We start from the raw sequence: 25,989 nt of genomic DNA, 5'->3' as shown, positions 1-25,989 counted from the left end.
TTGCCGGAGGCACGGCAGTGATCCTGCCCTTTTTACAAAATTACTTTACCATTTGTGCGAAAAGGTTTGACACGGCAGTTATCTTATATACCATGTTGCAAATGAACTTTTTTATCTTTTTGATAAGTTTTCAATTGCTGTAATGGAATAAACAGGAAGTTGCTAATTGCTTCAACGTTACCCACCTCTCTCTTATAATCATTGGTTTAACTGCAATTGGTGGCGTAGGTTTGCAACATGGAGATCAGTTTCACGAAAGCCAGCCTGGAACAAGTAGCAAAACAGGTTTATGCTTTGGCTAAAGCTTACCCGGTGTGGGCTTTTCATGGCGCAATGGGCGTAGGTAAAACAACTTTCATTCACAGTCTCTGCGATGTACTTGGGGTAACATCTGCCGTAGGTAGTCCCACATATGCAATTATTAATGAATATAGCAGCCCCGGCATTGGTACCATATATCATATGGATTGGTATAGGCTCAGGGATGAAGAGGAAGCCATACAGGCCGGGGTTGAAGACCCACTTTATAGTAACAACCTTTGCCTGGTAGAGTGGCCGGATCGCGCAATTGACCTCCTGCCTGAGCATACGCTGCACCTTTATTTAAGCATACAGGAGGATGATTACCGCCGGATTTCGGCACCTGCATTAGCTTAAATACAGGAACCATATTTCCATAAAAACGTCTTAGCTTTAGTCGGGCGAATACCCGTTATAATCAATTTTTTTACTTCGAAAAACCAGTCTAAAAGGCCTCATGTCAAGTGTTAAACCTATTGTAAGTACATCATTCAATTACGAAACCCTCGAGGAAAAACTGGATGTAAAACCCCAGGGCGCTGTATTACACCTTGGCATTCCAAAGGAAACAGCTTTCCAGGAAAACCGGATAGCACTTACTCCTGAAGGTGTTAATGTACTCGTCAGTAATGGTCACCAGGTAACTATGGAACATACCGCTGGTGACGGAAGTAAATACACCGACAAAGATTATAGCGAAGCAGGTGCAAAAATCACATACGACCGCGAAGAGGTTTTTCGTTCGCCAATCCTGGTAAAGAGTGCACCTGTTATCGAAGAAGATATTCCACTCCTGCAACTAAACCAAACCATCATTTCTCCCATTCACCTTTCGGCAATGAAAAGTGATCTGCTGAGGAAGATGATGGAGAAACGCATAACCGGGTTAAGTTTTGAAAACCTGAAGGACGACAGTGGAACCTACCCGATTGTAAGAAGTATGAGTGAAATTGCCGGCGGCGCAGTCATGCTTATCGCAGGACAGTATCTCGGCAGTGCAAACAGTGGTAAAGGCGTATTGCTGGGCGGTATAAGTGGCATTCCGCCAACAAAGGTGATTATAATAGGTGCGGGAGTTGTGGGGGAATTTGCTACCCGAACGGCTTTAGCATTAGGCGCTTCGGTAAAGGTTTTCGACAATGATGTGTACCGGCTGAAGCGATTGCAGAATAACCTGGGTATCCGGGTGTGGACCAGCGTAATTGAGCCTAAAATATTGGCCAAGCAACTCAAAACCTGCGAAGTGGCGGTAGGTGCAATCAGCAATACGTACGGTCGCGCCCCACTTATTGTAACCGAAGATATGGTACAGGCAATGCGTCCGGGAAGTGTTATTATCGACGTAAGCATTGATCGCGGAGGTTGTTTTGAAACCAGCGAGATTACCACCCATGAGCACCCTACCTGCATCAAGCACGGTGTAATTCATTACTGTGTTCCAAATATCCCAAGTGGATTTGCCCGAACCGCAAGCCAGGCAATCAGCAACGTACTAATGCCTTTGCTGCTGAACGTGAGTGAAGAAGGCGGGTTTGATGAGATGGTTTGGCACAACTTCAACCTAAGGCACGGCATATACCTGTATAAAGGACACCTTACAAATTTCTACCTGAGTCAAAGGTTTGATCTAAAGTTCACCGACCTGAATTTACTGATTGCGAGCAGGGGGCACGGCTAAGCCCCTTGCTCACTTAAAATCCTGCACTTTTATGCGGTGGGTACAAAAAGCATATTCGTTGGTATCGTTACTGCTAACGACAATCGTTTTTCCTGCACCGTATTGCTCTATCAACTTATTGTACAGCCGGTAGCCACTCTCATCAAGGTTGGTGCACGGTTCGTCGAGCAAAAGAATCGGCACAGCCGAAAAAAATGCCTGGGCAAGTTTTACCCGCTGCTTCATACCTGAAGAGTAATAACGAATTTGTTTATTCCCGGCTTTTTCAAGTTCTACAATAGCCAGTATCTCGGGGATCGTGATACCCTCAGCCAGCTTTTTGAACCGGCTATGAAATTGAAGAAATTCAGTTGCAGTCATCTCTTCTATCATCTCCAGGTATGGCGCTGCAATGGCAACATACTGGTGAATGTTTTCTTTGTCGATTTCTAAGGGCGCGGCTTTGCTTGTTTGCGTATTTGCGCTCCACACGGCAGATCCTTCGCTGATCTCCATGCTTCCGCTCAGCGATTGAAGCAGGGTGCTCTTGCCGCTTCCATTCGGGCCGGTAATCGCGTAAGATTCGCCGAGATTAAACGTGTAGGTAAAATGCCTGAAGATCCAGTCGCGGTTGAAGCGCTTTCCGGCGTCAGAAAACGTTATCCTCATCATTGGAGGTTTTGGACGGTCTCCTGATGATGCCCGTTTTTGAGCTCTTTATAAAGTCCAGGATTGCATCCCGTTCAGGGCTGGTGTCGAATGTGGATGATATGACTTCCAGCGCGTGCGTAGTCGTATTTTTTTCAACAAAAAGTATGTGGTATATCTCGGAAATTCGTTTGATTACCATGTCATCGAATGCGCATCGTTGTAAGCCAACAATGTTAACACCCATATAACTCATAGGCTCTCTTGCGGCCTTTACATATGGCGGAATGTCTTTGCGGATAACGGTACTTCCGGCGATATAAGTATGCGCGCCAATACGGGTAAATTGGTGAGCACCCGAAAGTCCACCAAGAACTGCAAAGTCTCCAACCTCTACATGCCCGGCAAGTTGCACCGAGTTTGCCAGTATCACTGAGTTACCCAATATACAATCATGGGCAACATGGCTATACGCCATCAACAGGCAATTGCTTCCAACTACAGTTTTTCCGGCTGCGCGTGTTCCCCGGTTTACCGTCACACTTTCGCGGATGGTTGTATTATCCCCTATTTCAGCAGTAGTATGTTCACCAACAAATTTCAGGTCTTGCGGAATTCCACTAATAACAGCATTTGGAAAGATCCGGCAATTTTTTCCAAGTCGGGAGCCATCCATTATTGTCGCGTGCGACATGATATGTGTGCCCTCGCCAATTTCAACATCTTCATGCACTACCGCAAACGGATCAATCTTAACATTGCTCCCGATTTTGGCGTTAGGATGTATATGGGCGAGCGGGCTGATCATTAATTTAGGCTTTTGGTCTTTTTACGATTTGGGCTACCAGTACGGCTTCAGTGATGAGTTTATCACCGACAAAAATAGTCCCTTTCATTTCACATATTCCTCTCCTGATGGGCTGGAGCAGTTCCATCCGCAAAATCAGGGTATCGCCCGGAACAACCTTCTGTTTAAATTTGCAGCTTTCTATTTTTAAGAAGTAGGTATCATATTGGTCTTCAGTATCGCGTGGGATAGCGAGGAAACCACCGGTTTGTGCAAGCGCTTCTACCTGTAGTACACCAGGCATAACATAGTTACCGGGAAAGTGACCCTGGAAAAAAGGCTCATTATAGGTAACATTCTTTACGGCTATACAAACCTTTTCGGTCAGTTCCATCACCTTGTCCACAAGTAAAAAAGGGTAGCGGTGAGGAAGTGTTTTTTCAATCTCGTGAATATCGATCAGCGCCGGCTGGTTGGGATCATACTTCGGAACGTCTACCTTGTTTTTGTATTTTTTGATGTGCTCCTTAATCTTCTTTGCAAACTGAACGTTTGAAGCATGGCCAGGGCGGCTTGCAATAATGTGCGCCTTAAATGGAAACCCGACCAGCGCCAAATCGCCAATAACATCAAGGAGTTTATGTCGGGCGGGTTCATTCGGAAAACGCAGTTCCAGGTTATTTAAAATTCCCTCTGAATTAACCTTTACATCTTCTTTATTGAAAACTTTTGAGATCCGCTGTACCTGCTCTTCGGTAACAGGCTTATCAACCACCACGATTGCATTGTTAATGTCACCACCTTTGATCAGGTTATTATCAAGGAGTAATTCCAGCTCGTGGAAAAAACAAAATGTGCGGCAAGGCGCAATTTCAGTTTTAAAATCAGCAATATTCTTTAGCGAGGCATGCTGTGTACCCAGCACAGGCGAATTAAAGTCAATTAGTGTATTAACCCGGTAGCCATTATAAGGCAATGCAACCATCTCCACTTTCTTGTGCTCATCTACAAAAATGATGTTGCGGTCGATGGTGTAATAAACCTTTGGGGCATTCTGTTCAATAACCCCGGTTTGCTCGAGTGCTTCTATAAAAGGTTGTGAGCTGCCATCCAGTATGGGCACCTCTTCGCCGTCAATTTCAATCAGTACGTTGTCAATCTGCATTCCTACGAGTGCAGCCATCAGGTGTTCTATGGTACTCACCCTGGCACCATTGCTTTGCAGTGTGGTACTCCGGTTGGTTTCCACTACATTGTCAACATCTGCTTTTATGGTTGGTTTGCCGGTAAGGTCTACTCTTTGGAAGGTAATACCGCTGTTTGGTTCAGCCGGTTTAATCGTCATTGTTACCGCCTGGCCGGTGTGAATTCCTGCGCCGGAAATCGCAAGTTCTTGTTTAATAGTATGTTGGAAAGATGATCCGTTCGTATTCGTAACCTCCATAGCCACGAAAGTAGGAAAACTATCGGATTTATATCAAAAAGCTAAACCCCTGAACCAGTGCTTTAAACAAGATATTGCGTAAGGAAAAAGGCAGGTAAGGATTATGTTCCCGGCGGCAAACGGCTATGGTACATCGTTGCGTCGCACTCTTCAGCCTGCAGATCAAATCCGGGCGGATTTCTTCGGCAGAAATAAAAACTAGCGCCATAACGGGTCCGTAATAACCTTAGCGCAAGCAGAGATACAAATAAAGATCTTGCCCCAAATCACTCAACACCCGGATTTAAGATGTTTGATCGTTCTTTCAGGAGCATCTTCACCATCTGTTCGAGTTCACTAATTCTCTTTTCCAGTTCAGGAAGATTTCGCGAAACGGCCTGGCTGCGAAGTGCGCTTGTATAATCAAAGGCAGGGGAGCCCGTTACAGCTGAGCCCGGATGTTTTATGCTTTTGCTTACCCCGCTTTGTGCGTTGATTTTGGTTCCGTCGGCTATGGCAATATGGCCAACAACACCTGCCTGTCCGCCAATCATTACCTTATTTCCGATTTTTGTGCTTCCGCTTACACCGGCCTGCGCAGCAATAACGGTATGCTGACCAACTTCAACGTTGTGTGCAATTTGTATGAGGTTGTCAAGTTTTGCTCCCGTTCTGATTATGGTTGATCCGATCGTGGCACGGTCGATGGTTGCATTTGAACCGATCTCAACATTATCTTCTATTAAAACATTGCCAATCTGCGGAACTTTCTTAAAGGTTCCATCAGCCTGCGGCGCAAATCCAAACCCATCGCCACCGATTACCGTTCCTGCGTGGATGGTTACGTTTTTACCAATAACACAGTCATGGTAGATTTTTACCCCCGGATATAGAATGGTATTGTCGCCGATTTTCACATTATTGCCCACGAAAGTGCCGGGAAATATTTTTACGTGATCGCCTATTTCGGTTCTGTCGCCTACATATGCAAACGCACCGATAAAAACGTTTTCGCCCTTTTTTGCGGATGTGGATATATAAGACGGTTCCTGCACACCATTGAGCTGCTGGGTTTGTAATTGCTGGTAGTGATGTAATAAGCTGGCGAATGCAGAGTAGGGATCAGGAACCCTGATGAGGGATGCAGATACCGGTTGTTTTAACTCCAGGCTGTCGCCAATAATCACAACAGATGCCTGGGTGGTATATAGGAACTCTTCATACTTCGGATTGGCTAAAAACGCAAGCTGCCCGTCGGTAGCCTCTTCTATCCGGCCGAAACCGGCCACAGCATTTTCTGGATTTCCCTCAACCTTCCCTTGCAAAAGAAGCGCTATTTGAGCAGCAGTAAACGTCATTTATATTGTTTTAGCCTTCGCTAAGCGGCAGCTGTCATAAAATTGTAAATACGCGATACTATATATTATAACTATCGATGATAACAAATGTAAAATTTTTTAATGGGGCTTGCCAGCGTTTTATGAATTAGCGCATTGTCGATCTCCGATATATCTTTTATCGTGCCGTCTTTGAACAAGATGTTAATCCGCTCATCTTTCGTGCTATACATCGTATTGGCAGCAATGCCCGTAAAAACAAAGTATTTGCCATCGTCCTCCGAAACGTTTAGATTATGACAAGCATAGGCCAGTTTTTGTTGCACTTCGTTTTCCTCAAAAGGCTCGGCTTGTACCCTGATTTTTAGAAGATCCCTGTTTAAAATTTTCGTGCACAACAGGTGTAATACCGGGTCGGGGTGTCGACTCCAGGTTTTTACCGCATGCATAAAATCGTAGTCGTCCAACGTACAAAATTCAGTCAACGCTTCATCATTCATGGTTTCGAAATCACGTAGAAAGTAGTCCATCGGTGTGTTGGTAACAAGCCGCGAATCACTTTTATGATTTATTTGACGTACACGGCGTACAATATTTACCAGCATTTTTTCTGACACCAGTACCGTTTTATGCAGGTATACCTGCCAGTACATCAACCTGCGTGCAATCAGGAACTTTTCAATGCTATATATGCCTTTCTCCTCTACAAGCAATTCGCCTTCATAAACGGTCAACATTTTTAATATCCTGTCGTACCCGATTACTCCTTCGCTTACACCGGTAAAAAAGCTGTCACGGGTTAGATAGTCCATCCGGTCAACATCAAGCTGGCCGCTTACCAATTGGTGAAGAAAATGTTTATGGTACTTATTGGTAAAAATGGCAATTGCCATGTCGAGCCTGCCATTCATCTCCGCATTCATTCGCTGTATGATTTGCAGTCCGACCTGTTCGTGGTGCGTGCCCGGTAATAATACGCTCTCAAGCGCATGGCTAAAGGGGCCATGCCCGATATCGTGTAAAAGGATGGCTGCTTCAGTGGCAACCGCTTCTTCACTTGTAATTTCTACACCTTTATTTCGAAGTTCCGTTATCGCGCAGCCTGCAAGATGGTAAGCGCCGAGCGAATGGTGCAGCCTGGTGTGCACTGCACCAGGATATACGAGGTGGGCCATCGCCATTTGATGAATTCTCCTTAAGCGTTGATAATAAGGATGATTCATGATGCTAAAAATCAACGGATCCTGAATGGTTATAAAGCCATAAACCGGATCGTTGATAATTTTTCGGAGTGCATCAGGCATGACAAAAATGTCTTGTTAAATTTAAATGTACAAGCAGCAAATGTACAGTTGGGAAAACTAAAAAGGTATTTTCACCACAAAATCTACTGATTATGACTGCAGCGAAAATATTATGGGTGGATGATGAGATTGAGAGCCTTCAGAGTCAGAAAATGTTTTTAGAGAATAAAGGATACGAAATAGAGACGTTTACAAATGGGGAAGATGCAATAGATTATGTGAAAGACAACCTGGTCGACGTTGTATTGCTTGATGAGTCGATGCCAGGCTTAACGGGCCTTGAAACCCTTGCCAGGATAAAAGAAATTAACAGCCAGATCCCTATTGTACTGATCACTAAAAATGAAACTGAGAACCTGATGGATGAAGCCATCGGTAGCGAAATAAGCGACTACCTGATAAAGCCGGTTAATCCCAACCAGGTTTGGTTAAGTCTTAAGAAAATTATCGACAACCGGAGGCTTGTTGCAGAAAAAACAACAACAGCCTACCAGCAGCAATTCCGACACTTATTCATGGCGTTGAACGATAATCCCAATTATAATGACTGGATGGACATTTACAAAAAACTGGTTTATTGGGAGCTGGAGATGGAGAAAAGCGATAGTCCTGAGATGGTTGAAATATTACAAAGCCAAAAGCAGGAAGCCAACACCGAATTTTTCAAGTTCATCAGCCGTAACTACCTGTCGTGGGTGAACCCGAAAAACGAAGCGCCTATTATGAGCAACAACCTTATGCAATACAAGGTGCTGCCGCATGTGGAGCCGGGAACCCCAACCTTCTTCCTCTTAATTGATAACCTTCGTTTTGATCAGTGGAAGGCAATCCAGCCCATATTTGCGGAACACTTCAGGGTTCTCGAGGAAGAAACATTCTATAGTATACTGCCAACAGCAACACAGTATGCACGTAATTCGATATTCAGTGGGCTAATGCCGGTCGATATAGAAAAGCACCATCCTGAAGAATGGAAAAATGATGATGAGCAAGGTGGCAAAAACCTTTTTGAAGAGGAGTTTTTTAAAAAGTTATTAAAAAGGCTCCGAAAGGATACGATCAAACACAGTTACACCAAGGTGGTCAATAATCATGATGGTCAGCAGCTGGTAAATAATATCCATAACCTTCTTGGCAATGACCTTAATATTATCATCTACAATTTCGTGGATATGCTGAGCCATGCACGCACCGAGATGGAAGTGCTTAAGGAATTGGCCGGCGATGAAACAAGCTATAGAAGTATCACACGTAGCTGGTTTGAACATTCCCCGCTTTTTGCGGCCCTTAAAAAGATCGCAGACAAAAAAGTCAACCTTATTCTCGCAACCGACCACGGTACCGTTAAGGTTAAAACACCTTACAAAGTGGTTGGCGATAAGCAAACCACAACCAACCTCCGTTATAAACATGGTCGTAACCTGAACTTCGATCCTAAGGATGTTCTGGCTTTCAAAGATCCGCGTGTAGCTGGTTTACCCGTTCCCAATGTAAACTCTTCTTACATATTTGCTAAAGAAGACGGCTTTTTATGTTACCCTAATAACTACAACCATTTTGTAAACTACTACCGCAATACGTTTCAACATGGTGGAGTAAGTATGGAAGAGATGATTGTTCCGGTTATAAAGATGGTGAGTAAGGTTTCCTAACCTTACTCACCGCCCCCGCCTTTGGGGTAACGTTCGAAGTGTAGGTTATATTTGGGAGTGACGGGGTCCCCCGGTAATTGCTTTTCGGTTACACATTCTCGGGGCGATGATTTTGGAGGCCCAATAGAGTATGAAAGTTCAAGTGTGCGACGCAACGATGTTGCCATCTAAAACCGCCGCCCGGCTCATAAAAATCATTTCGATACTGGTCTGGATATTCGCCGCGACGATTTATCAACAGGCGGGGGAAAACATCAGTTGAGGTGTTTCAATCGTCAGCGATAAACACTGTAGTTTTGCTTTCATGAAATACAATCCTTCATCGCTGAGCAGGTTGGAAAAAATGCTCGCCGAGTCTGAATACGTGATCCGCTACGAAAGGGGAACATTTCAAAGTGGTTATTGTATCCTGGAAGAGCGTAAAGTAGTCGTCCTAAATAAATTTTTAGGGGTCGAGGGCAAGATAAATACGCTGATTGACCTTATTCCACAGCTCAGGATCAATTTCGACCAGCTTACACGCGAGTCGCAAAAGATATACGAAGAACTCATCAGGAAATCCGAAACACAAGCCCCATAGTTGTAGATTTGCCCGTGAGTTATCCTCCGATAAACATTACTTTTTTAGGTACCGGTACAAGCAGTGGCGTTCCTATGGTGGGCTGTGATTGCGAAGTTTGCACCTCGACCGACTCAAAAGACACAAGACTAAGAAGCAGCATCCTGGTTAGCTCTGCTACAACAACTATTGTTGTTGACGCAACCCCCGATTTCCGTTATCAGATGCTCCGCGAACGGATAAAAAGCATTGACGCAGTACTGATCACCCACCCGCACAAGGATCATATTGCAGGAATTGACGACACCCGGCCATTCCAGTTTTTTCAACGCTTACCAACCCAGGTGTACGGGAACAAGCTTTCCATTACCGGCATAAAAAACGAAATACCTTATGCCTTCGAAGCAATCAGGTATCCCGGCGTGCCAGCAATTACCCTGCACGAAATTACACTTACCCCTTTTTACATAGGTGACTTATATATCGTCCCGATTTTAGTATGGCACCACAAAATGCCGGTTTACGGCTTTCGCTTTGGTAAGTTTACTTATATAACTGATGCCAACAAGATAGACGAAGCCGAAAAGGATAAAATTCGCGGAAGCGAAGTTGTGGTGCTAAATGCATTGCGCAATGAATCCCACATCTCCCATTTTACATTGAACGAAGCAGTCGAAATGGTACATGAACTTGGTGTGAAAAGAGCCTATTTCACCCATATTAGTCACCAGCTTGGCCGCCATAGCAATGTAATGGACAATTTGCCGGATGGTATCGGTCTCGCCTACGACAGATTAAAAATTTCAGTTTGATCTTTGTTTTACTCGCCGTGTTTTGTAGTTTGATAGCAAAATCCCGGAATGAAACAGCGCTGGGTCAGTTTTGTAAAGGACTACCTAACCTATACCAAAAAAGATCGGGTTGGTCTGTTTGTTTTCATCATCCTGGCCACCTTGTTCTACCTGTACCCCACCTTTGTTCCCACAAGAGTTCCGGATATTCCCGATGAGGCATTTAAAAAAGAGCTTGCAAGCCTGAAGATTACTGTTGATACCTCAACAACTGGCCGGTACTACCCACATGATCTTAATATCCCTCCTTATAGCAGAAAGCATTTTGAACGGTCCGAACGGTACACTGGTGAATTGTTTTTCTTCGATCCAAACACCCTGAGTGAAACGGGCTGGAAGCGGCTTGGTGTGAAGACACAAACAATTAAAACAATTTCGAACTTTCTGGGTAAGGGTTATGTATTTAAGAGTCCGAAGGACATCAGGCGGATCTACGGTTTAAAGGCGGATGAAGCTGAACGGCTCATACCTTATGTGAGAATTAGTGCGAATCCGTCCGGCAAAAAAGACCAGGGTACATTTGAACCTTCAACCTCCACCGCGTATACTGCCCCGGTAAAGATTACCAGGCCTGTTATGCCTGCTGTCATTGATATCAATAAGGCAGACAGCAATGCGTTGATTGCCCTGCCTGGTATCGGAAGCAGGCTTGCCTCCCGCATCATTAATTTTAGGGAGAAACTCGGCGGGTTTGTTTCGGTTCAACAGGTTGGCGAAACCTATGGAATACCGGATAGTACTTTTCAAAAGATACTACCCCGGTTATCGTGTGAACAACCCGTAGTACATACCATCAACATCAATGAAGCTGATGTAACAACCCTCAGAAACCATCCTTACATTAAGTGGAATATCGCTAATGCCATTGTCAACTACCGGCAACAACATGGCAATTATCGATCGTTGGATGATCTGAAAAAAATCGTTTTAATAGATGAACAACTCTTTCAGAAAATAGTCCGCTACCTTAGTCTCGCATAGTATTGCAATTAAAAAGGATTGTTCATGTTAAACCCATGTCGCGACTTTGTTTGACGTATTTTTGCCGGCTACTAATGACAACCATATGAATTTTGAGCATTCGGAAATTACCTCCCAGGTGGCAGACATGGCCCGTGACTTTGCGCTTCAATATATCAAACCACACGTGATGGAGTGGGACGAAAAGCAAGAGTTTCCGGTAGCTGTTTTCAAAGAAATGGGTAAACTTGGCTTGATGGGTGTGCTGGTACCTGAAGAGTATGGTGGGGCTGGTTTGACCTACCACGAATACAACGCCATCATTCAGCAAATTTCGATTGTTTGCGGCTCGATAGGCTTGAGTGTTGCAGCACATAATTCGCTCTGCACCGGGCATATTTTACTCTTTGGATCAGAGGCACAAAAACATCAATACCTGCCAAAGCTTGCTTCCGGCGAATGGCTGGGCGCATGGGGGCTAACTGAACCAAATACAGGTAGCGATGCCGGCAACATGCGCACAACTGCCGTGCGTGACGGAGACGGCTGGGTTTTAAACGGCACAAAGTCGTGGATAACGCATGGAAACAGTGGAAACGTGGCTGTAGTTCTGGCCCGAACCGGTGAGCCCAGAACCAGCAATAACAGTACTGCTTTTATTATTGAACGCGGTACACCGGGTTTTTCTGCAGGTAAAAAGGAAAATAAGTTGGGCATGCGGGCAAGTGAAACTTCTGAAATGATTTTCGACAACTGCCGGATCAGTGATGCCCAGCGTATGGGTGAGGTTGGGGAAGGTTTCAAACAGGCAATGAAGGTATTGGATGGAGGAAGAATATCAATAGCTGCATTAAGCATTGGGATCGCCAAAGGAGCATACCAGGCTTCGCTGCAATATTCTAAGGAAAGGCACCAATTTGATCAGCCAATTTCAAATTTCCAGGGGGTAAGTTTTAAACTTGCCGACATGGCTACAGAGATAATGGCGGCCGAACTGCTCACAAGCCAGGCTTGCGATCTCAAGATCAGGGGCGAAAAGATGACCAAACAAGCAGCAATGGCGAAATATTATGCAAGCGAAGTAGCCGTTAAAGTGAGTAACGACGCCGTTCAGATATTCGGCGGCTATGGTTACACGAAGGATTTTCCGGTGGAAAAGTTTTACAGAGATGCAAAACTCTGCACGATCGGGGAAGGAACCAGCGAAATTCAAAAGATTGTGATTGCACGGGAGGTGCTTCAGGGGCAGTAGGCTTGGTTCAGGGAACGCTATCAAACATGGGCGATGTTGCACCAGTCCAATCGATTTCAGTGTTGTCTAAACAATCACATCTATCTATATATTCTAATGAATGAAAAACCTGGTTACAACGATATGGTGTTGTTTGACGGTGATGCTCTCCTGGAGCTGTGATAATGCTACAAACGGCGGTTCTGATAAAGACAAGAGTGTAATTCGGCTGGTCGATTCCTTGAACGAAGTAGCATTTACAACGAAGCGGTTCAACCTCGATAGTTCATTTGCGATATTAAGTAAGTCATATAATCTTGCCACGAGTCACAATTATCAGAAAGGACTTGCCATTCATTTCCTTTACCGTGCAGGCATATACCAGCAAAACGGCTTCGACAAAAAAGCCTTAAACGATTATTACAAATCGCTCGAAATTAGCCAGGCTATTGGCGACACTTTCAATATGGCCAGGGCTAATCACCAGATTGCAAATGCCCTACTTGGTGCAGGTAAAGTAACGGAAGCTGAACTGGTGTTTAAACAAGCGATGGCTGATTACCTAAAGTATGGTAAAACCGAGGAAGTTGTAAATACCAAGAATAGCCTTGGCGGTATCAAGCTGGCTCAAAAACACTATGATACCGCCCGCATATTCTTTACCCAGGCTTTGCAGGATAGTAGAAGAGCAGATTACCCTTATGGGATCAAGAAGTCATTGTATAACCTCGGTCTGCTAAGCTCCCAAACCGGGGATAATGTAATGGCCATAAAATACATCGATTCTAGTTTGGTGTTAGACCAGGAGATACCTGATCAATATGGGCTCGCGCTCGGAAACATAAAATTAAGTTCCATCGCTTTGGAACAGAAGCGATACGACGATGCAATTAGGTACGGAGGATTGGCCTACGAGCACGCAGGACTCATTAGCGCAACCAAGTTGCAGGAGGAGGCAATTTCAAAACTCCTTGAAGCCTTTAAGGAAAAGAACCAAACTGCGGATATCTTAAAATGGCAGTCCGAATTAATCGAGATCCAAAGGAAAGTTGCCGAACAGGAAAAAAGTTATGCCTTAAACTTCATAGAAAAGCTTACCGCACAACAGGAAACTCAGCTTAGGATTGAGAAAGCCTATGAGCAATCAAAATGGCAAAAGAACTTCCTGGCAACCGTTGTTGTTGCAATGATGATCCTTTCCCTGCTGGCGTATCTGTGGTTTAAAAATTATAAACGGGCAGAGTCCTACAGCCTTGAACTTGCTGACAAAAACCTCCAGATTGAAAAAAGTTCATTGTCACTCGACTTGCTGAACAAGGCCATCTCCAAGCAAAATCAACGGCTTGAAGAAAGTAATATGATGAAAGATAAACTGCTTTCCATTATATCGCACGACCTGAGACATCCGCTGGTAAATACAAAGGGAATACTTGAACTCGTAAACCTGAACCTGGTTAACCCCGAAGAAACCAAACAATTATTGGGGCAGCTCGAGAGCCAATATGTAAGAAGCCTGACTTTGCTGGATAACCTGCTATTCTGGATCAGGGGTCAAATGAAGGGCGAGGAAATCGATAAAGTAAGAATAAACCTTCGCCAACTTATGGAGGACTTAATCGAAGACCACCGCATTCCGCTGCAAAACAAACGGATCCAAACCATCAACGAAGTCCAGCCTGACCTTTCCGTGTATGGTGATAAGGAAATGCTTAAAATCATCTTCAGAAACCTGCTGTCAAATGCAATAAAGTTTACCCCCCAGGAAGGTGATATCCGGATTTATTCCTCAAATGATGGTAGCCCGGTAATCCACATAAAAGATAGCGGGGTTGGCATGAACGAGGAGGTACTGCAAAAGGTGAAAGCAAAGCAGTACTTTACCACCCGGGGAACGGGCAATGAGGCTGGCAGTGGGTTTGGGCTAATGCTCTGTAGAGACCTGATCGAAAAGCACCAGGGTACGCTTACCATCAAAAGTGAACCGGGAAGAGGGTCCACTTTCAGCGTACAACTACCTCCCGGTTCACCCGAAAGTAACAAAGCTGCTTAGGATTGACCACCGGATGGAAAAATCTGGTCGACAGCTCCACCAATCATAGGAAATTGTTCCTTAACGTAGTTGGCAATCGTTTCAACTGCTTTCTTTGCTTGCTCCTCGGTAAGATTCGCTTCGGATACCAATCGGTCGATTAAATCGTTCATACTATTTTATTTGAAAGATAAGGTGAACCGGTTGAATATCGGCCATTCTGCCGAAAAGTGTCTGGCCCCAGGATAACCTCAACCTCAACATCATTATCGAAACCAGAGCGCAAAAAAAAGCGCTGAATGTTAATTCCAGCGCTTTACAAATAGTTGTTTGATAGACTATGCGACCTTAAGCATATTCATTTTACTGCTTCCAAATTGTCGCTCTGCATACTCCATCGTAACGTGAAGTTCTTTCTGCCCTGAAGTCGGCAGTTCGTACATTGCGTCAGTTAAAATGCTTTCACAAATACTCCGCAATCCACGTGCCCCGAGTTTGTACTCCATTGCCTTGGTGACCATGAAGTTGTACACCTCGTCGTCGATCGTAAGTTTTATTCCTTCGAGTTCAAATAATCTATTGTATTGTTTGATTAGACTGTTTTTCGGTTCAGTTAATATTGCCCTGAGCGTTTCGGCATCCAGCGGATTTAAATAAGTCACAATCGGCAGCCTGCCCAGCAGTTCAGGAATAAGCCCAAAACTTTTAAGATCCTGCGCATTGATAAACTGGAGAAGGTTTTTCTTTTGGTATTCCTGCATGTTTTTGTCTACGTTAAAGCCAATTGCATGGGTATTCACCCGGCGGGCAATTACTTTATCGATACCATCGAATGCCCCGCCACAAATAAAGAGGATGTTTTGCGTATTTACCTTGATCATCTTCTGTTCAGGGTGTTTGCGACCACCCTGTGGCGGAACCAACACCTCTGTTCCTTCCAGCATTTTTAAAAGACCTTGTTGAACCCCCTCGCCACTCACATCACGGGTAATTGAAGGATTGTCACCCTTTCTTGCGATCTTATCAATCTCATCAATGTAAACAATCCCTTTCTCGGCAGCATTTACGTCGTAATTACAAGATTGCAATAACCTCGTCAGCATACTTTCCACATCCTCACCCACATATCCCGCCTCAGTAAAAACCGTTGCGTCTACAATAGCAAAAGGAACATTCAACAAGCGCGCAATGGTTTTAGCCAGCAGGGTTTTTCCCGTACCGGTTTCGCCAACCATGATGATATTGCTTTTTTCTATCTCAACTTCGCCGTCTGTTTGCTTATGTTGTAATCGTTTATAGTGATTGTATACCGCAACAGCCAATACTTTCTTTCCATCATCCTGTCCAATAATGTATTCATCCAGGAACTTCTTTATTTCGGTCGGTTTGCGAACGTTCAACTTAAGTGAAGCCGGGATTGACTCAGGTTTAAGTTGTAACTCCTGGGCAATGATCTCCTGTGCATGTTCCACACAATTCTCGCAAATATGACCATCCTGACCGGCGATGAGGATTTTAACCTCGTCGCGGCTGCGGCCGCAAAAGGAGCAATGTAAATGACTTTGTTTAGGCATAATAAACCTTGTTTGCTAATCTTTCGTCCTGAGAAGAAAGATCATCTGGTTTGAAATATGAAGGAGAATATACCTGCTTCAATAAAATATATAACACAAAAATAAAAAAACCGTTCCGTAAAGCCCTTAATAATTTAAGCAGCCCTTCCGGAACGGTTGAATTTAACAATTAAGCCAGTTTTTCCAGAACCTCGTCAACGATACCATAGGCAATTGCCTCTTCAGCATTCATCCAGTAGTCTCTGTCGAAATCTCTCATGATTTGGTCAACCGTTTTGCCGCAATTATCTGCTAAAATCTTCGCACCCATGAGCTTGGTTTTTTCAGTCTGAACCGCCTGTATCTCAAGATCTGCACTGGTACCCTGAAAATATCCACCAAGGCTGGGCTGGTGGATCATCACCTCTCCATGTGGGTAGATGAACCGTTTGCCTTTTTCTCCCACGCTTAACAGGATAGATCCCATGCTGGCAGCCAGGCCCATACAGATGGTAGAAACAGGCGAACTGATCATTTTGATCGTATCGTATATTACCATTCCGCTTGTAACAACACCACCAGGGCTATTGATGTAAAACTTAATTTCCTCGCCAGGTTTGTCCGCTTCCAGCAGGAGTAATTTATTTACAACGTCCCTTGCACTTTTATCATCTACTACTCCCCAAAGGTAAACTGCTCTTCTTTCGAAGAACTGTTTTTCCATCTTTTTAGCCAGCAATCCACCTTCTGCAGGCTTTTCTTCTTTTGGCTTTTCTTCTTCTTCTTCGTCCTCCATTCTGAAAGGCGCAATCAGGTTTTTTATGTATTCCATTTTATTTGGTCATTAATTTTCTGAAAATCAGTTTGCACAATGTGTTCTGAGACTAGTCTTTCTTTTGTTTGCGTGGGTTAATTAACAACACCTCGTCAACCAGCCCGTATTCTTTTGCTTCTTCGGCGCTCATCCAAAAATCGCGGTCACTATCCTTTGCCACCTGCTCGGCATCTTTGCCGGTATGAAAAGCGATAATTTCATAGAGCTCCTTTTTGATTTTGCGAATCTCATTCACAGTGATCGCAATATCACTCGCTTGTCCGCCAATGCCACCACTTGGTTGGTGCATCATAATGCGACTATGCTTCAATGCAGTTCTCTTTCCTTTTACACCGGCACACATCAGCACCGCTCCCATACTTGCAGCCATTCCTGTACAAATCGTTGAAATATCTGGTCCGATAAACTGCATCGTATCGTAAATGCCCAGGCCGGCATAAACGCTACCTCCGGGACTGTTGATATACATTTGAATATCCCGTGTACGATCAGTACTTTCCAGGAAGAGCAGCTGAGCTGTTACGATGTTTGCTACGTAATCATTTACGGGCTCGCCCATAAAGATGATCCGGTCCATCATTAAACGGCTGAAAACGTCCATACTTGCAACGTTTAACGGGCGTTCTTCAATGATATAAGGAGTTAAATTAGTAACCTGGTGTTCTTTGAAGCTGTGCAAGGTTGCACTGCTTATGCCTCTGTCTTTTATGGCATATTGTTCGAATTCTTTTCCAAAATTCATTCTATATGTTTTATATAAGTGAAGATAAGGGGTTGTGGGTACAGGTTGTGGGCTAGTCCAAATACTATGCAAAGTTTCCAATGCGACAAAATAGCATATTGCAGCCGGCAACACTGATGTCCTCGGGATCACTCGCTTGTATAAAAAAATAAAGCCAGACCGTGGTCTGGCTTTTATAAGCTGGGTAAGTAACCTTAGTGTTCGTGATGATGTTGCATCGCCTCCAGTTCTGCTGCACTTACTTCTTTTTCGTCTATTGATACCTGCCCTTCCAGTACTTCGAACAACTTGGTTGTTTGAAGTTGGTAGTAGGTGTTTTCAATAAATTTCTTATCCTTTAACATGCTTTCTGCATAACTATCCAACCATGGCGCATCCTGAGCGGCTTGCGGTCCAAGATAGCCGATCAGTTGTTGTTTGGCAAAGTCCTTTATTTCATCCGGTTCAACCTTTAGTTCGTGCTGGTTCATCAGTTGATTACTAATGAGCGTCCATTTCAGCGAATTGGTAAAGGCGGGGTATTCGCTTTCTGCCTCTTCCGCGGTTTTTGGCTTTTCTCCACCGTTTTGGATCCAGCGCTTCAGGAAAGACTCCGGTAATTCAATCGGGGTATTGTCGATAAGTTGATGGTAGATTTGGTCGTGCAACTGGTTACGGCTCTGCATGTCGTAACGAAATGCAATTTCCTGCCTTACTGCATCAGTAAACTCCTCTTCGGTTTTAACCCCTCTACCCGGAAAAACGGCCTCGTAAAAATCCTCATTACGCTCAGGTTTCTCTACGTTTCCGATTTTGGCGATGGTCACCTTGAACGTTTTGTCAGCTGACTCAGGGCTGGATGCATCTATTCCAAGGTCGCCGGTCAGCCATTCCCTTTCCTTTTCTTCAAACGCTTCACTTAACTTAAGGGTTACACTATCTCCAACCTTTTTGCCCATTAGATTAGGCCTGAATGCTTCTGCGAAATACTTTACCTGGAGCGGACTACCTTTTTTGATGCCTTCTTCTATAATGTTGCCTTCAGCATCAACTTCTGAAAAGTCAAGGTTCAAAACGTTCTCCTCGCTTTCCACCGTTTCGGGTTCGGTCATCTTACCATGGCGAGTTTCAAGTTGGGTGATCTCCGCATTAATCATCTCATCCGTGATCGCAACTTTATGCCTTGTAACGTGAATATTTGCGGGGTTCAGGTCGATCTGGGGTTTAAGACCTATTTCAAAAGCGAAGGTGTAGTCAGCGGGGTTATTCATATCCAACTGCCTTGCATCACTATCCAATGGCAGCGGCTGTGCAAAGATTTCGAGTTGTTCTTTGCCCATGTATTCATTTAACTCCTTCTCAACAGACTTGAAAACCTCTTCCGTGAAAACACCTGAGCCATACATCTTTTTGATCATTCCGGTTGGAACCATTCCTTTACGAAAACCTGGAATGTTTGCCTTTTTCGCATAATCTTTCAACTGCTTTTCAAAAGCAGGAAAGTAATCGTCTCTGGTAAGTGTTACGGTAATTTTGTCGTTGAGCAAGCCAATATTCTCCCGCGATACGGTAGCCATAAGTCTAAGTTAAAGTTGATAAGTTGATTGGTTAAGGCTAGAGAAAATCAGGCGGGTTACATAAAAGCCAAATCAACTTATCAACCAGTAACCAATCAACTCAAATAGTGCGGATGGAGGGGGTCGAACCCACACGCCTCGCGGCGCCAGATCCTAAGTCTGGTGCGTCTGCCAATTTCGCCACATCCGCAAAGATCACAATAGGTACCGTTGATGGTCCCTTGTAATTTCCCAAAGGGGTTGCAAAAGTAGGGGTATTTGCTAAAACTTAAAAAAAATCAGGTGCTAATTTTCAAATTCGTTTTTAGATGAGTGGTTACCGAAACCGGTTTCTAAGTACGCCCTTATCTAAAGAGTGACAAACATTGAGCCCAGGGTTTGTTTTAGCTTCCAACGGTCTTCTTTTCGTCGCGAGGCTTTCACATTGTATATACTACAGTTATGGCATTCATTATCGCCGTAAGCCTTATGGTTTTAGCAGTTGTTTATATCACCACTACCGGCCGTATTTTTCGTCGTTAAAAGCGCTTTCCGTAAATTCGTATCGTATGGAAGAGCAAGGAATAGTACTCCAGCCGGAGGTAGTTAAATACAATCTTACCGAGGAACAGGAGAAGAAGGAAATACTTCGTCACTACCGGGCGTTGCTAAGGGCATTGCGTCCGAAACTTAAAAAAGGAGATAAGGAATTAGTAAGGCATGCCTTTGAAACAGCCGCAGATGCCCACAAAACCATGCGCCGCAAAAGTGGCGAGCCCTACATTATTCACCCCATCGCGGTGGCCATGATCTGCGTAGAAGAAATCGGTCTCGGTGTTAGAAGCACAATTTGTGCACTGCTTCACGATACTGTTGAAGATACTGATATCACCCTTGAAGATGTGGAGCGGGATTTCGGCAGCGAAATCGCCCGGATCGTTGACGGACTTACAAAGATTTCAAACGTTATTGATACCAATACCAGTCAACAAGCGGAAAATTTCAAGAAAATTCTGCTTACGCTTACCGATGATCCACGTGTAATCCTGATTAAACTTGCTGACCGGCTGCACAACATGCGCACAATGGACAGCATGAAGCGCGAAAAACAACTGAAAATCTCCAGCGAAACCGTTTGGGTATATGCTCCGCTTGCGCACCGCATGGGCCTCTATAGCATTAAAACAGAACTGGAAGATCTCTCCATGAAGTACATGGAGCCTGATACCTATAAAGACATCGCCCAAAAACTTGCTGAAACAAAGCGGGAGCGAAGCCGGTATATCAACGAGTTTATACGCCCCATCAAGGAAAAGCTCGACCGCGGCCATTTTAACTTCGAAATATATGGCCGGCCAAAGAGTATCCACTCCATCTGGAACAAAATGAAGAAAAAGGGAGTGAGTTTCGATGAGGTCTATGATCTATTTGCCATCCGCATCATCTTAAATTCACCCCCCGAGAGAGAAAAGGAGGACTGCTGGAAAGTATATTCGATTATTACCGACGAATACATACCATCACCGGAACGACTGCGCGATTGGCTCAGCAATCCCAAAAGCAATGGATACGAGGCCTTACATACCACGGTTATGGGCCCGCAGGGAAAATGGGTGGAAGTGCAGATCCGCACACGCAGGATGAACGAAATTGCTGAGAAGGGATTGGCCGCACATTACAAGTATAAAGAAGGGAGCAACGATGAGGACCGTTTTGACAAATGGTTTGGACAGATACGCGAAGTACTAAGCAACCAGGAAACCGACGGTGTTGATTTTCTCCAGGATTTTAAGATCAGCTTTCTTGCTGAAGAAATTTATGTATATACGCCCAAGGGTGATGTTAAAATGCTCCCCATCGGCAGTACCGCCCTCGATTTTGCTTTTAGTATCCACAGCGCAATTGGTACCAAGTGCATCGGGGCAAAAATCAACCACAAGCTGGTACCAATCGCGCACAAGCTGCGCAGTGGCGACCAGGTGGAGATCATCACCAGCAACAAGCAGAAACCTACTGAGGACTGGCTGAACATGGTGGTTACCGCCAAGGCAAAAAACAAAATTAAAGACGCGCTTAAGGAGGTACGCCGGACCATAGCAGAGGAAGGGAAGTATACCGTCCAGCGCAAACTTGAGGGAATTGGTGCTGCTTTTCAACAGCACAACATCGATATACTGGTCGCTTTCTATAAGTTAAACTCTCAACTTGATCTTTACTACCAGGTTGCTATTAAAGGTATCGATCTTAAAGAGCTGAAGGACTTCAATGTGCTTGGCGACAAGCTGGAGCCACCTAAACCCCAAAAGGTAATCCAGGAGGTCGTACATGAGGCGCCGCCAACGTATCCTAAAAAAGATTCAGAGCTCATCATCTTTGGTGAAAGCAGCGACAAAATTCAGTACACGCTTGCGAAGTGTTGTAATCCCATTCCTGGCGACGACGTTTTCGGCTTTGTGAGTACTGGTAAGGGCCTGATTATTCACCGAACCAACTGTCCGAACGCCGCCCGGCTTATGGCCAATTACGGCCACCGTGTCGTTAAAACCAAGTGGGCAAAAAACAAGGAAATTAGTTTCCTTACCGGGTTAAAGATTATTGGCATGGACGACGTTGGAGTTGTAAACAAAATCACCACGATTATATCCGGCGAACTCCGCATCAACATTTCAGCCCTTACCCTCGAGTCGCGCGATGGCTTGTTCGAAGGTGCTATTAAGGTGTTTGTGCACGACAAGGAGGAGTTGGAAGAGCTCGTCGATCGTTTAAAACAGTTAAAGGGTATTCATTCGGTTGACCGCTTCGACGCAGAATAGTAATTTCGACGATTATTTGGGCAGTCAACAACACCGCCTTACTGGGCGATGGTCGCGGCTATCCGTTGCTACTCCGCTACAGGCCTGCGCACAAAGCCTTCAGCGGGGTATCCACTTCTATCCGCCTGCCCTCGGCAATCTAACTTTGACCAACTTCCTGGTTTCATACCCAACTACTCCTGCCCGGGGCTGATATCCCGTTTCTTTATGGTGGTATCTCTACCTGGAACCATCGTGTCCCTGGCGGGTTTTTGCGTCGTATCTAATGCGGGTAGCTTATTATTAAACTGGGCCGAACCCAGGGTCCCACCGGTACTCGTATGCGGATCCACTCTTGTGGTCACTTGCATCGGTCTGTTACACGCACTGAGAATTATAACAAGTACGATTATCGCCTTCATTTTTCATGCTTTAAGTGAGTTAATCTTCATTCATTTGTCTTGTTGAAATGACTATGCCATGATTGCTTTTGTACAAATCTTTCGGCGGCGGATACACCTAAGTAGGGCAGTTTCACCTCCATGACATCGCTCTGAAACATGGGATGTTTGGGCGGTATCGCTTCCGCAGATGCCTGTAATAAATCATTCTAAATACCGCAGTTCCATTATTTTTGCCGCAAAGCCAAAACAGCATACAATGGTTGATGTTATACTCGGTTTACAGTGGGGAGACGAAGGCAAAGGCAAGATAGTAGACTATTTTGCACCTCAGTACGATATGGTTGCACGCTTCCAGGGTGGTCCGAACGCAGGGCACACCTTGTACGTTGAAGACAAGAAAGTGGTCCTTCACCAGATACCTTCCGGTATCTTTCACCAACATACGGTTAACCTGATTGGTGGTGGGGTAGTACTTGATCCCGTTACGCTTAAAAGGGAATGTGATACGGTTGCATCATTCGGAATTGATGTAAAGAAGAACCTTTTTATCTCTGAACGCACTAACATCATTGTTCCCACGCACAGGGCTCTTGATAAAGCATCTGAAACTTCCAAGGGTACAGACAAGATAGGATCAACACTAAAAGGGATAGGTCCTGCTTATATGGATAAAACCGGCCGTAACGCACTTCGTGTTGGTGACCTGTTAGATAAATCTTTTACTACCTCCTACATTAAGTTGAGATTGAAACATCAGCGACTGCTTGACAATTTTCATTTTAACGAAGACATTTCTTCATGGGAAGAAGAGTTTTTCGAAGCACTCGAATTTTTGCGCACACTTAATGTTGTTAATGGCGAATATTTCATCAATAATAACATCAGCGCCGGCAAAAAAATCCTTGCTGAGGGCGCCCAGGGCAGCATGCTCGATATCGACTTCGGCACTTTCCCTTTTGTAACTTCATCAAACACGATTTCAGCGGGGGTATGTACAGGTTTAGGTGTTGCTCCTCAAAAAATCAAAGAAGTAATTGGTGTTACAAAAGCGTATTGCACAAGAGTAGGAGGTGGCCCGTTCCCGACTGAACTTGACGATGAAACAGGTGAGAAACTAAGAAAGATTGGAAGTGAGTTTGGAGCCACTACAGGCAGGCCACGCCGCTGTGGATGGATCGATCTTGTGGCACTGCAATATGCTTGTATGATCAATGGGGTTACCCAGGTTGTAATGACAAAGGCTGATGTATTAGACTCCTTTTCTGAATTAAACTGTTGCACCTCTTACCTCGTTAATGGTGAGTCGAAAAAAGAAGTTCCATTCCAGATGTCGAAGTTGAAGATTGAACCCGTATACGAAGCTTATAAGGGTTGGAACACAGACACCACAGCCCTAAAGAATTCAGAACAGCTGCCATCAGAGATAAACGCTTATGTCGACTTTATAAATGGATTTATCGGGGCACCTGTAAAGTACATTTCCAATGGTCCCGGACGTGACCAGATCGTAAAAATTTAGCCTCAAAAAAAACATCCGTTTGGTCTAAAAAAATTTGGCTGAGTAAAAAAGTCGTTGAAATTTTACGATACAAATCCATACTGAATTATGAAGTCCAAATCAGATAAAGGAGCTAAAGCAACTCCAAAGAAAGCGGCACCGAAAGCAGCGGCAAATACGAAAAATGAAGCTTCTAAGCCTGAGAAAGATCCTGAAGACGATGATCTGGAGGACGATGAGGACGAACTGGAAACTACCGCGAAAGTACCGGCTAAGAAGTCTGCTAAAGCAGCTTCTTCAAGCTCAAAATCAAAAGACGACGACGATGATGACGAGGATGATGCCGACGTTGCTGATGAGGCAGATGATTGGGAAAAACCCGAAGACGATGATGATGATTGGGACCCCGACTTTGATGAATTTGATATTCCGAAATCAGGAGCAAAAAAGGCCGGAGTAGCTAAGAAAGGTGCTAAGGACGAAGATGATGATTTTAAGGTCGATGACGACTTCAAAGATTTGTTTAACGATCCTGGTTACGACGACAATGATGATGATGACTATTAAATACGGTATTATGGATAAAGTAATTCCGTGACAAGAATCTTTACTTCATTCCTTGTAAACGACATACCATTAATCAAACAGCAAATGTTGAATTGGTCAAACCAGTTCAACATTTGTTGTTTTTTGGATAGCCAGTCTTATCCGTCACTTCATAAATCTTACGAATGTGTTGCTGGTATAGGTGTTCAAGCCTTCTTTAAACCAGGCGATGACTTCTTCAATCATTTGTCTCAATTTTATGCTACAACAGACGATTGGATTTTTGGTCACTTTAGTTATGATCTAAAGAACAGGATTGAAGGCCTGGTCTCAACTCACCCCGATCATGTTGGTTATCCTGAAGCCTTTTTGTTTATTCCCCAAGTTGTACTTACGCTTGCCGAAGACAAGCTCACTATCGGATCTGTAGGGGATGATCCCGGTACTATATACAAGCAGATCATGGAGGCGAAACCAATGGCATCCCTTGAGGAAAATGTTGCCTTACTTCCCCGTCTCTCCAGGGAAGCATATATCGATCACGTCAATTTAATAAAGAAGCGAATACTTCGTGGTGACTGTTACGAGATTAACTTCTGCCAGGAGTTCTATTCCGTTGGCACAGCAGTTAACCCTATTAGCCTTTATCGCGAGCTTGTAACATTATCGCCTAATCCATTCAGTGCTTTTTACAAATTGAACGAACTCACGTTGATGTGTGCAAGTCCTGAACGTTATCTAAAAAAGACAGGTTCGCATTTAATAAGCCAGCCAATCAAAGGCACGTTGAAAAGAACATCATTTGCCAACGACGACGTTTCGATAGAGCAAAGCCGGTTGTTGAATAATGCAAAGGAGCGAAGTGAAAATGTTATGATTGTCGACCTGGTTCGAAATGACCTGAGCAAAATATGCCGGGAAGGATCGGTAAAGGTTGACGAGCTATTTGGCTTATACACTTTTCCGCACCTTTACCAAATGATCTCAACCATTAGCGGAGACTTGCAGGAGGGAACAGATCTGTCCGACATGCTGCGCGCAACATTTCCAATGGGATCGATGACCGGAGCGCCGAAGAGGAAAGTAATGGAGATCATCGAAGAATACGAGAATAGCAGGCGCGGCTTGTATTCAGGCACTGTAGGTTACATTACCCCTGAGAAGGACTTCGATTTTAATGTGGTCATTCGCAGTTTGATGTACAACCAGCAAACCCGTTACCTGTCCTGTATGGCCGGCTCAGCCATCACTTACCAAAGCAATGCAGAACAGGAATATGATGAATGCCTGTTGAAAGTAGATGCCATAAAAAAAGTGCTGACAAGGCAGCACTTTAGCAATTAACT

23 protein-coding genes and 1 tRNA gene are annotated in these 25,989 nt (G+C 44.4%); 12 read left to right on the top strand and 12 right to left on the bottom strand.

Translation table 11 applies throughout. The features are described from left to right. The first annotated feature begins 237 nt into the window (after positions 1–237). Both tsaE and EXU57_RS22535 read left to right on the top strand, forming a co-directional pair. Entirely contained in the window at positions 238–657 is a 420-nt protein-coding gene (gene tsaE / locus EXU57_RS22540) for a tRNA (adenosine(37)-N6)-threonylcarbamoyltransferase complex ATPase subunit type 1 TsaE (RefSeq protein ID WP_133270525.1), read from the top strand. 100 nt (positions 658–757) lie between these two features. After that, entirely contained in the window at positions 758–1,978 is a 1,221-nt protein-coding gene (locus tag EXU57_RS22535) for an alanine dehydrogenase (protein ID WP_133270524.1), read from the top strand. A gap of 9 nt (positions 1,979–1,987) precedes the next feature. On the opposite strand, the gene EXU57_RS22530 is transcribed toward EXU57_RS22535, so the two are convergent. The 5 genes from EXU57_RS22530 to EXU57_RS22510 all read right to left on the bottom strand — a co-directional run bounded on the left by EXU57_RS22530 (position 1,988) and on the right by EXU57_RS22510 (position 7,456). Next, a complete protein-coding gene (locus EXU57_RS22530; RefSeq protein WP_243745692.1) occupies positions 1,988–2,629 on the bottom strand; it encodes an ATP-binding cassette domain-containing protein in 642 nt (213 codons plus the stop codon). Next, positions 2,607–3,413: an acyl-ACP--UDP-N-acetylglucosamine O-acyltransferase gene (gene lpxA / locus EXU57_RS22525; RefSeq protein ID WP_133270523.1), complete on the bottom strand. Its 807-nt coding sequence runs from the start codon at positions 3,411–3,413 to the stop codon at positions 2,607–2,609. Before lpxA ends, EXU57_RS22530 begins: the two co-directional genes overlap by 23 nt. A 4-nt stretch (positions 3,414–3,417) precedes the next feature. Continuing rightward, positions 3,418–4,836: a bifunctional UDP-3-O-[3-hydroxymyristoyl] N-acetylglucosamine deacetylase/3-hydroxyacyl-ACP dehydratase gene (locus EXU57_RS22520; protein ID WP_133270522.1), complete on the bottom strand. Its 1,419-nt coding sequence runs from the start codon at positions 4,834–4,836 to the stop codon at positions 3,418–3,420. Positions 4,837–5,102: 266 nt separating this feature from the next. Continuing rightward, positions 5,103–6,173 carry a UDP-3-O-(3-hydroxymyristoyl)glucosamine N-acyltransferase gene (gene lpxD / locus EXU57_RS22515; RefSeq protein WP_133270521.1) on the bottom strand — a complete coding sequence of 357 codons (1,071 nt, stop codon included), beginning with the start codon at positions 6,171–6,173 and terminating at the stop codon, positions 5,103–5,105. A 71-nt stretch (positions 6,174–6,244) separates the two neighbouring features. Then, entirely contained in the window at positions 6,245–7,456 is a 1,212-nt protein-coding gene (locus EXU57_RS22510; RefSeq protein WP_133270520.1) for an HD domain-containing protein, read from the bottom strand. A 92-nt stretch (positions 7,457–7,548) separates the two neighbouring features. Between EXU57_RS22510 and EXU57_RS22505 the strand changes: the two genes are divergently transcribed. The 6 genes from EXU57_RS22505 (at position 7,549) to EXU57_RS22480 (ending at position 14,759) form a co-directional block, all read left to right on the top strand. Continuing rightward, complete coding sequence (locus EXU57_RS22505; RefSeq protein WP_133270519.1) at positions 7,549–9,108, top strand: response regulator; 1,560 nt, start codon at positions 7,549–7,551, stop codon at positions 9,106–9,108. Between the two features lie 304 nt (positions 9,109–9,412). After that, the gene (locus EXU57_RS22500) at positions 9,413–9,688 is read left to right on the top strand and encodes a hypothetical protein (RefSeq protein ID WP_133270518.1); all 276 of its coding nucleotides are present in this window, start codon (positions 9,413–9,415) and stop codon (positions 9,686–9,688) included. Between the two features lie 14 nt (positions 9,689–9,702). Next, positions 9,703–10,479, top strand: coding sequence for an MBL fold metallo-hydrolase (locus EXU57_RS22495; protein WP_133270517.1), 777 nt, complete (start codon positions 9,703–9,705; stop codon positions 10,477–10,479). Between the two features lie 48 nt (positions 10,480–10,527). Beyond that, entirely contained in the window at positions 10,528–11,499 is a 972-nt protein-coding gene (locus EXU57_RS22490; protein WP_133270516.1) for a ComEA family DNA-binding protein, read from the top strand. Between the two features lie 85 nt (positions 11,500–11,584). Further along, positions 11,585–12,730, top strand: coding sequence for an acyl-CoA dehydrogenase family protein (locus tag EXU57_RS22485; RefSeq protein WP_133270515.1), 1,146 nt, complete (start codon positions 11,585–11,587; stop codon positions 12,728–12,730). A gap of 100 nt (positions 12,731–12,830) precedes the next feature. Further along, entirely contained in the window at positions 12,831–14,759 is a 1,929-nt protein-coding gene (locus tag EXU57_RS22480; protein WP_133270514.1) for a tetratricopeptide repeat-containing sensor histidine kinase, read from the top strand. Here the strand turns inward: EXU57_RS22480 and EXU57_RS25235 are convergent. From EXU57_RS25235 to EXU57_RS22455, 6 genes are all read right to left on the bottom strand, one after another. Further along, positions 14,756–14,911 carry a hypothetical protein gene (locus tag EXU57_RS25235; protein WP_165958246.1) on the bottom strand — a complete coding sequence of 52 codons (156 nt, stop codon included), beginning with the start codon at positions 14,909–14,911 and terminating at the stop codon, positions 14,756–14,758. The genes EXU57_RS22480 and EXU57_RS25235 overlap by 4 nt on opposite strands. Positions 14,912–15,076: 165 nt before the next feature. Beyond that, complete coding sequence (gene clpX, locus EXU57_RS22475; RefSeq protein ID WP_133270513.1) at positions 15,077–16,312, bottom strand: ATP-dependent Clp protease ATP-binding subunit ClpX; 1,236 nt, start codon at positions 16,310–16,312, stop codon at positions 15,077–15,079. A gap of 169 nt (positions 16,313–16,481) precedes the next feature. Next, positions 16,482–17,123 (bottom strand): ClpP family protease, encoded by a 642-nt coding sequence (locus tag EXU57_RS22470; protein WP_207955579.1) that lies wholly within the window; start codon positions 17,121–17,123, stop codon positions 16,482–16,484. Positions 17,124–17,175: 52 nt separating this feature from the next. After that, positions 17,176–17,868 (bottom strand): ClpP family protease, encoded by a 693-nt coding sequence (locus tag EXU57_RS22465; RefSeq protein ID WP_133270512.1) that lies wholly within the window; start codon positions 17,866–17,868, stop codon positions 17,176–17,178. Positions 17,869–18,062: 194 nt separating this feature from the next. Further along, positions 18,063–19,424: a trigger factor gene (gene tig, locus EXU57_RS22460; RefSeq protein WP_133270511.1), complete on the bottom strand. Its 1,362-nt coding sequence runs from the start codon at positions 19,422–19,424 to the stop codon at positions 18,063–18,065. 108 nt (positions 19,425–19,532) lie between these two features. Then, positions 19,533–19,614 (bottom strand) — tRNA-Leu (locus EXU57_RS22455). A gap of 358 nt (positions 19,615–19,972) precedes the next feature. On the opposite strand from EXU57_RS22455, the gene EXU57_RS22450 reads away from it, so the two are divergent. Beyond that, the gene (locus EXU57_RS22450; protein ID WP_133270510.1) at positions 19,973–22,216 is read left to right on the top strand and encodes a RelA/SpoT family protein; all 2,244 of its coding nucleotides are present in this window, start codon (positions 19,973–19,975) and stop codon (positions 22,214–22,216) included. Positions 22,217–22,389: 173 nt separating this feature from the next. Here the strand turns inward: EXU57_RS22450 and EXU57_RS22445 are convergent, their stop codons facing one another. Next, positions 22,390–22,617, bottom strand: coding sequence for a hypothetical protein (locus EXU57_RS22445; protein WP_133270509.1), 228 nt, complete (start codon positions 22,615–22,617; stop codon positions 22,390–22,392). 238 nt (positions 22,618–22,855) lie between these two features. Here EXU57_RS22445 and EXU57_RS22440 point away from each other — a divergent pair, with 238 nt between their 5' ends. The 3 genes from EXU57_RS22440 (at position 22,856) to EXU57_RS22430 (ending at position 25,987) form a co-directional block, all read left to right on the top strand. Continuing rightward, a complete protein-coding gene (locus tag EXU57_RS22440; RefSeq protein WP_133270508.1) occupies positions 22,856–24,118 on the top strand; it encodes an adenylosuccinate synthase in 1,263 nt (420 codons plus the stop codon). 87 nt (positions 24,119–24,205) lie between these two features. Continuing rightward, positions 24,206–24,664, top strand: coding sequence for a hypothetical protein (locus EXU57_RS22435; protein ID WP_133270507.1), 459 nt, complete (start codon positions 24,206–24,208; stop codon positions 24,662–24,664). A gap of 27 nt (positions 24,665–24,691) precedes the next feature. Continuing rightward, positions 24,692–25,987, top strand: coding sequence for an anthranilate synthase component I family protein (locus EXU57_RS22430; protein ID WP_243745691.1), 1,296 nt, complete (start codon positions 24,692–24,694; stop codon positions 25,985–25,987). Positions 25,988–25,989 lie beyond the last annotated feature (2 nt).

It is taken from the genome of Segetibacter sp. 3557_3 (assembly GCF_004354985.1).
GTDB lineage: Bacteria > Bacteroidota > Bacteroidia > Chitinophagales > Chitinophagaceae > Segetibacter.
The sequence above is the reverse complement of the archived record's forward strand: the minus strand, read 5'-3'. Positions and strand labels throughout refer to the sequence as shown.